The 216-nt window shown below is 67.1% G+C and carries 1 protein-coding gene; it reads left to right on the forward strand.

Annotated features, from left to right (window positions below; genetic code table 11):
• Window positions 1–60: 60 nt before the first annotated feature.
• The coding region (locus RRF55_RS29095) for a 3-hydroxyacyl-CoA dehydrogenase NAD-binding domain-containing protein (protein ID WP_439419464.1) at window positions 61–216 on the forward strand (156 nt) is incomplete at its 3' end.

The raw sequence follows: 216 nt of genomic DNA on the forward strand, positions 1-216 counted from the left end.
GAGCGGGCTCCTAAGGTGCCGACGACTGGTCCCTGGCGGACCGCCTTTTTCGCGTAATTCATGACCACGATCAGGACAGTCGCCGTCATCGGCGCCGGGCAAATGGGTTCGGGCATCGCTCAGGTGGTGGCCGCCGGCGGCTATGAGGTGAAGCTGTACGACATTGCGCCGGACCGCGTGACCCTGGCCCTGGGCGAGATCGCGGCCAGCCTGGCG

This window comes from Klebsiella sp. K47 (genome assembly GCF_051858335.1).
In the GTDB taxonomy this organism is placed as follows: Bacteria; Pseudomonadota; Gammaproteobacteria; order Enterobacterales; family Enterobacteriaceae; genus Klebsiella; species Klebsiella pneumoniae.